Annotated in this window: 8 protein-coding genes; 4 read left to right on the forward strand and 4 right to left on the reverse strand. The window is 45.0% G+C overall.

The genetic code is table 11. The features are described 5' to 3' along the window. The 4 genes from VXQ92_RS15335 to VXQ92_RS15350 all read right to left on the reverse strand — a co-directional run. The coding region (locus tag VXQ92_RS15335) for a replication protein P (RefSeq protein WP_000788908.1) at window positions 1-260 on the reverse strand (260 nt) is incomplete at its 3' end. Next, window positions 257-1,156, reverse strand: a complete 900-nt coding sequence (locus VXQ92_RS15340; RefSeq protein ID WP_000185505.1) for a replication protein — start codon at window positions 1,154-1,156, stop codon at window positions 257-259. The genes VXQ92_RS15335 and VXQ92_RS15340, both read right to left, overlap by 4 nt. A gap of 32 nt (window positions 1,157-1,188) precedes the next feature. Then, window positions 1,189-1,482: a lambda phage CII family protein gene (locus VXQ92_RS15345; protein WP_000251069.1), complete on the reverse strand. Its 294-nt coding sequence runs from the start codon at window positions 1,480-1,482 to the stop codon at window positions 1,189-1,191. A gap of 118 nt (window positions 1,483-1,600) precedes the next feature. Beyond that, window positions 1,601-1,801 (reverse strand): Cro/CI family transcriptional regulator, encoded by a 201-nt coding sequence (locus tag VXQ92_RS15350; protein WP_000437875.1) that lies wholly within the window; start codon window positions 1,799-1,801, stop codon window positions 1,601-1,603. A gap of 100 nt (window positions 1,802-1,901) precedes the next feature. Between VXQ92_RS15350 and VXQ92_RS15355 the strand changes: the two genes are divergently transcribed. From VXQ92_RS15355 to VXQ92_RS15370, 4 genes are all read left to right on the forward strand, one after another. Continuing rightward, entirely contained in the window at window positions 1,902-2,615 is a 714-nt protein-coding gene (locus VXQ92_RS15355) for a LexA family protein (protein WP_000104864.1), read from the forward strand. 112 nt (window positions 2,616-2,727) lie between these two features. Continuing rightward, complete coding sequence (locus VXQ92_RS15360) at window positions 2,728-3,567, forward strand: protein rexA (protein ID WP_000788349.1); 840 nt, start codon at window positions 2,728-2,730, stop codon at window positions 3,565-3,567. Window positions 3,568-3,582: 15 nt separating this feature from the next. Beyond that, a complete protein-coding gene (locus VXQ92_RS15365; RefSeq protein WP_001245922.1) occupies window positions 3,583-4,017 on the forward strand; it encodes a protein rexB in 435 nt (144 codons plus the stop codon). 464 nt (window positions 4,018-4,481) lie between these two features. Further along, window positions 4,482-4,805, forward strand: a complete 324-nt coding sequence (locus VXQ92_RS15370; protein WP_001564525.1) for an antitermination protein N — start codon at window positions 4,482-4,484, stop codon at window positions 4,803-4,805. The last annotated feature ends 90 nt before the right edge of the window (window positions 4,806-4,895 follow it).

Below are 4,895 nucleotides of genomic sequence, written 5' to 3' on the forward strand. Positions count from 1 at the left end.
GCGTTAACCTGTTCCATCGTGGTGATCCCGTTTTCCCGAAAAGCCAGAACCCACTGGCGACGGATTTCGTTCACTTCGTTCTGGTCACGGTTAGCCAGGCTCGCCGGGAAAGTTGCCAGTAACTGGCTGAACACACCGTTGATGATCTGCGCTACCTGCTGTACCTGCGGCTTTTCGTCGTACTGTTCCGGCATGTTGTTGGCGATCCGACGCATCTGCTCACGGTCAAAGTTAACCATCTGTGCGGCGATGTTTTTCATAGATCCACCCCGTAAATCCAGTCTGTGTTTGTCAGGTCGAGTTTTGGTTTGCTGGCTGTCACGCCTGCCTGTTGCTTGTTACGGTTGATTTCGAGTTGGGTCCACTTATCGCGGAGTTTGGCCGGGCTCAGCACGTTACCGGACCAGAAGTTGTCCTGGCATGCCCAGCGGAACAGCACACACATGTCGCGGTGGTTACGTCCGTCACGTTCACGCATCAGGCGGATATCGTTAGCCCACCCAGCAAAATTCGGTTTTCTGGCTGATGGTGCGATAGTCTTCACCATGTCAAACATCCACTCTGCGGCGGTCAGGTCTTCTGCTGTCCCCCACTTGCTGCCGCTCTGAATTGCAGCATCCGGTTTCACCACAGAAAGGTCGTTTTCTGGCTGGTCAGAGGATTCGCCAGAATTCTCTGACGAATAATCTTTTCTTTTTTCTTTTGTAATAGTGTCTTTTGTGTCCCCCTGTTTTGAGGGATAGCAATCCCCCAATTTGAGGGATGTTTTATCCCTCGTTTTAGGGGATTTTCCCTCGTTTTGAGGGATGCACCATTCTGAGATGTTTTTATTTGGTCCAAACATGCCGCCTTGCTGCTTGATAATATTCATTCTGACGAGTTCTAACTTGGCTTCATTGCACCGTTTGACAGGTAACTTTGTAATCTCGCTAAGTTGAGAATCGGTGATTCTGTCCATTGGTTTATTCCACCCATAGGTTTTACGCAGAATGGCAAGCAGCACTTTAAACTGTCGCTTGGTCAGATCTGCGCCCGAATAAGCCTCAAGCAGCATATTTGATAGTCTGGCGTAACCATCATCGAGATCTGCCACATTACGCTCCTGTCCGGCAAAGTTACCTCTGCCGAAGTTGAGTATTTTTGCTGTATTTGTCATAATGACTCCTGTTGATAGATCCAGTAATGACCTCAGAACTCCATCTGGATTTGTTCAGAACGCTCGGTTGCCGCCGGGCGTTTTTTATTGGTGAGAATCGCAGCAACTTGTCGCGCCAATCGAGCCATGTCGTCGTCAACGACCCCCCATTCAAGAACAGCAAGCAGCATTGAGAACTTTGGAATCCAGTCCCTCTTCCACCTGCTGATCTGCGACTTATCAACGCCCACAGCTTCCGCTGTCTTCTCAGTTCCAAGCATTGCGATTTTGTTAAGCAACGCACTCTCGATTCGTAGAGCCTCGTTGCGTTTGTTTGCACGAACCATATGTAAGTATTTCCTTAGATAACAATTGATTGAATGTATGCAAATAAATGCATACACCATAGGTGTGGTTTAATTTGATGCCCTTTTTCAGGGCTGGAATGTGTAAGAGCGGGGTTATTTATGCTGTTGTTTTTTTGTTACTCGGGAAGGGCTTTACCTCTTCCGCATAAACGCTTCCATCAGCGTTTATAGTTAAAAAAATCTTTCGGCCTGCATGAATGGCCTTGTTGATCGCGCTTTGATATACGCCGAGATCTTTAGCTGTCTTGGTTTGCCCAAAGCGCATTGCATAATCTTTCAGGGTTATGCGTTGTTCCATACAACCTCCTTAGTACATGCAACCATTATCACCGCCAGAGGTAAAATAGTCAACACGCACGGTGTTAGATATTTATCCCTTGCGGTGATAGATTTAACGTATGAGCACAAAAAAGAAACCATTAACACAAGAGCAGCTTGAGGACGCACGTCGCCTTAAAGCAATTTATGAAAAAAAGAAAAATGAACTTGGCTTATCCCAGGAATCTGTCGCAGACAAGATGGGGATGGGGCAGTCAGGCGTTGGTGCTTTATTTAATGGCATCAATGCATTAAATGCTTATAACGCCGCATTGCTTACAAAAATTCTCAAAGTTAGCGTTGAAGAATTTAGCCCTTCAATCGCCAGAGAAATCTACGAGATGTATGAAGCGGTTAGTATGCAGCCGTCACTTAGAAGTGAGTATGAGTACCCTGTTTTTTCTCATGTTCAGGCAGGGATGTTCTCACCTAAGCTTAGAACCTTTACCAAAGGTGATGCGGAGAGATGGGTAAGCACAACCAAAAAAGCCAGTGATTCTGCATTCTGGCTTGAGGTTGAAGGTAATTCCATGACCGCACCAACAGGCTCCAAGCCAAGCTTTCCTGACGGAATGTTAATTCTCGTTGACCCTGAGCAGGCTGTTGAGCCAGGTGATTTCTGCATAGCCAGACTTGGGGGTGATGAGTTTACCTTCAAGAAACTGATCAGGGATAGCGGTCAGGTGTTTTTACAACCACTAAACCCACAGTACCCAATGATCCCATGCAATGAGAGTTGTTCCGTTGTGGGGAAAGTTATCGCTAGTCAGTGGCCTGAAGAGACGTTTGGCTGATCGGCAAGGTGTTCTGGTCGGCGCATAGCTGATAACAATTGAGCAAGAATCTTCATCGAATTAGGGGAATTTTCACTCCCCTCAGAACATAACATAGTAAATGGATTGAATTATGAAGAATGGTTTTTATGCGACTTACCGCAGCAAAAATAAAGGGAAAGATAAGCGCTCAATAAACCTGTCTGTTTTCCTTAATTCTCTGCTGGCTGATAATCATCACCTGCAGGTTGGCTCCAATTATTTGTATATTCATAAAATCGATGGAAAAACTTTTCTCTTTACCAAAACAAATGACAAGAGTCTGGTTCAGAAGATAAATCGCTCTAAAGCTTCAGTTGAAGATATTAAGAACAGCCTCGCAGATGACGAATCATTGGGATTCCCATCTTTTTTGTTTGTTGAAGGCGACACCATTGGTTTTGCCAGAACTGTTTTCGGGCCGACCACATCCGATCTGACAGATTTTTTAATCGGGAAAGGAATGTCATTAAGCAGTGGAGAGCGCGTTCAGATAGAGCCACTGATGAGGGGAACCACCAAAGACGATGTTATGCATATGCATTTCATCGGCCGAACAACGGTGAAGGTAGAAGCCAAGCTACCTGTATTTGGCGATATATTAAAGGTCTTAGGGGCAACAGATATTGAAGGGGAGCTTTTTGACTCATTGGATATAGTCATTAAGCCAAAATTTAAAAGGGATATAAAAAAGGTTGCCAAGGATATTATTTTTAACCCGTCACCTCAATTTTCAGACATTAGCCTGCGGGCAAAAGATGAGGCCGGAGATATTTTAACAGAACATTATCTATCAGAAAAAGGCCATCTCTCAGCGCCTCTGAACAAGGTCACCAATGCTGAGATAGCTGAAGAGATGGCATATTGCTACGCAAGAATGAAAAGTGATATACTGGAATGTTTTAAAAGGCAGGTGGGCAAAGTTAAGGATTAATTATCAGGAGTAATTATGCGGAACAGAATCATGCCTGGTGTTTACATAGTAATAATTCCTTACGTTATCGTAAGCATTTGCTATCTCCTTTTCCGCCACTACATTCCTGGTGTTTCTTTTTCAGCTCATAGAGATGGTCTTGGGGCGACATTGTCATCATATGCAGGAACCATGATTGCAATCCTGATTGCTGCCTTGACGTTTCTAATCGGAAGCAGAACGCGCCGACTGGCCAAGATTAGAGAGTATGGGTATATGACATCGGTAGTTATTGTCTATGCCCTTAGTTTTGTTGAGCTTGGAGCTTTGTTTTTCTGCGGGTTATTGCTTCTTTCCAGCATAAGCGGCTACATGATACCCACTATCGCCATCGGCATTGCCTCTGCATCGTTCATTCATATATGCATCCTTGTTTTCCAACTATATAATTTGACCAGAGAACAAGAATAACCCGGCCTCAGCGCCGGGTTTTCTTTGCCTCACGATCGCCCCCAAAACACATAACCAATTGTATTTATTGAAAAATAAATAGATACAACTCACTAAACATAGCAATTCAGATCTCTCACCTACCAAACAATGCCCCCCTGCAAAAAATAAATTCATATAAAAAACATACAGATAACCATCTGCGGTGATAAATTATCTCTGGCGGTGTTGACATAAATACCACTGGCGGTGATACTGAGCACATCAGCAGGACGCACTGACCACCATGAAGGTGACGCTCTTAAAAATTAAGCCCTGAAGAAGGGCAGCATTCAAAGCAGAAGGCTTTGGGGTGTGTGATACGAAACGAAGCATTGGCCGTAAGTGCGATTCCGGATTAGCTGCCAATGTGCCAATCGCGGGGGGTTTTCGTTCAGGACTACAACTGCCACACACCACCAAAGCTAACTGACAGGAGAATCCAGATGGATGCACAAACACGCCGCCGCGAACGTCGCGCAGAGAAACAGGCTCAATGGAAAGCAGCAAATCCCCTGTTGGTTGGGGTAAGCGCAAAACCAGTTAACCGCCCTATTCTCTCGCTGAATCGCAAACCGAAATCACGAGTAGAAAGCGCACTAAATCCGATAGACCTTACAGTGCTGGCTGAATACCACAAACAGATTGAAAGCAACCTGCAACGTATTGAGCGCAAGAATCAGCGCACATGGTACAGCAAGCCTGGCGAACGCGGCATAACATGCAGTGGACGCCAGAAAATTAAGGGAAAATCGATTCCTCTTATCTAGTTACTTAGATATTGGCCTTGGCTTTATCTCAATATTATATGGATCATAGCTGGCAACTAATTCAGTCCAGTAAATATCCTCAATAGGGAA

The sequence above is a fragment of the Acinetobacter sp. 228 genome, from assembly GCF_048147885.1.

Coding starts and splice junctions, on each gene's coding strand:
- VXQ92_RS15360 (WP_000788349.1), top strand. CDS start 2,728: ATGAAGAATGGTTTTTATGCGACTTACCGCAGCAAAAATAAAGGGAAA.
- VXQ92_RS15365 (WP_001245922.1), top strand. CDS start 3,583: ATGCGGAACAGAATCATGCCTGGTGTTTACATAGTAATAATTCCTTAC.
- VXQ92_RS15350 (WP_000437875.1), bottom strand. CDS start 1,801: ATGGAACAACGCATAACCCTGAAAGATTATGCAATGCGCTTTGGGCAA.
- VXQ92_RS15370 (WP_001564525.1), top strand. CDS start 4,482: ATGGATGCACAAACACGCCGCCGCGAACGTCGCGCAGAGAAACAGGCT.
- VXQ92_RS15345 (WP_000251069.1), bottom strand. CDS start 1,482: ATGGTTCGTGCAAACAAACGCAACGAGGCTCTACGAATCGAGAGTGCG.
- VXQ92_RS15355 (WP_000104864.1), top strand. CDS start 1,902: ATGAGCACAAAAAAGAAACCATTAACACAAGAGCAGCTTGAGGACGCA.
- VXQ92_RS15340 (WP_000185505.1), bottom strand. CDS start 1,156: ATGACAAATACAGCAAAAATACTCAACTTCGGCAGAGGTAACTTTGCC.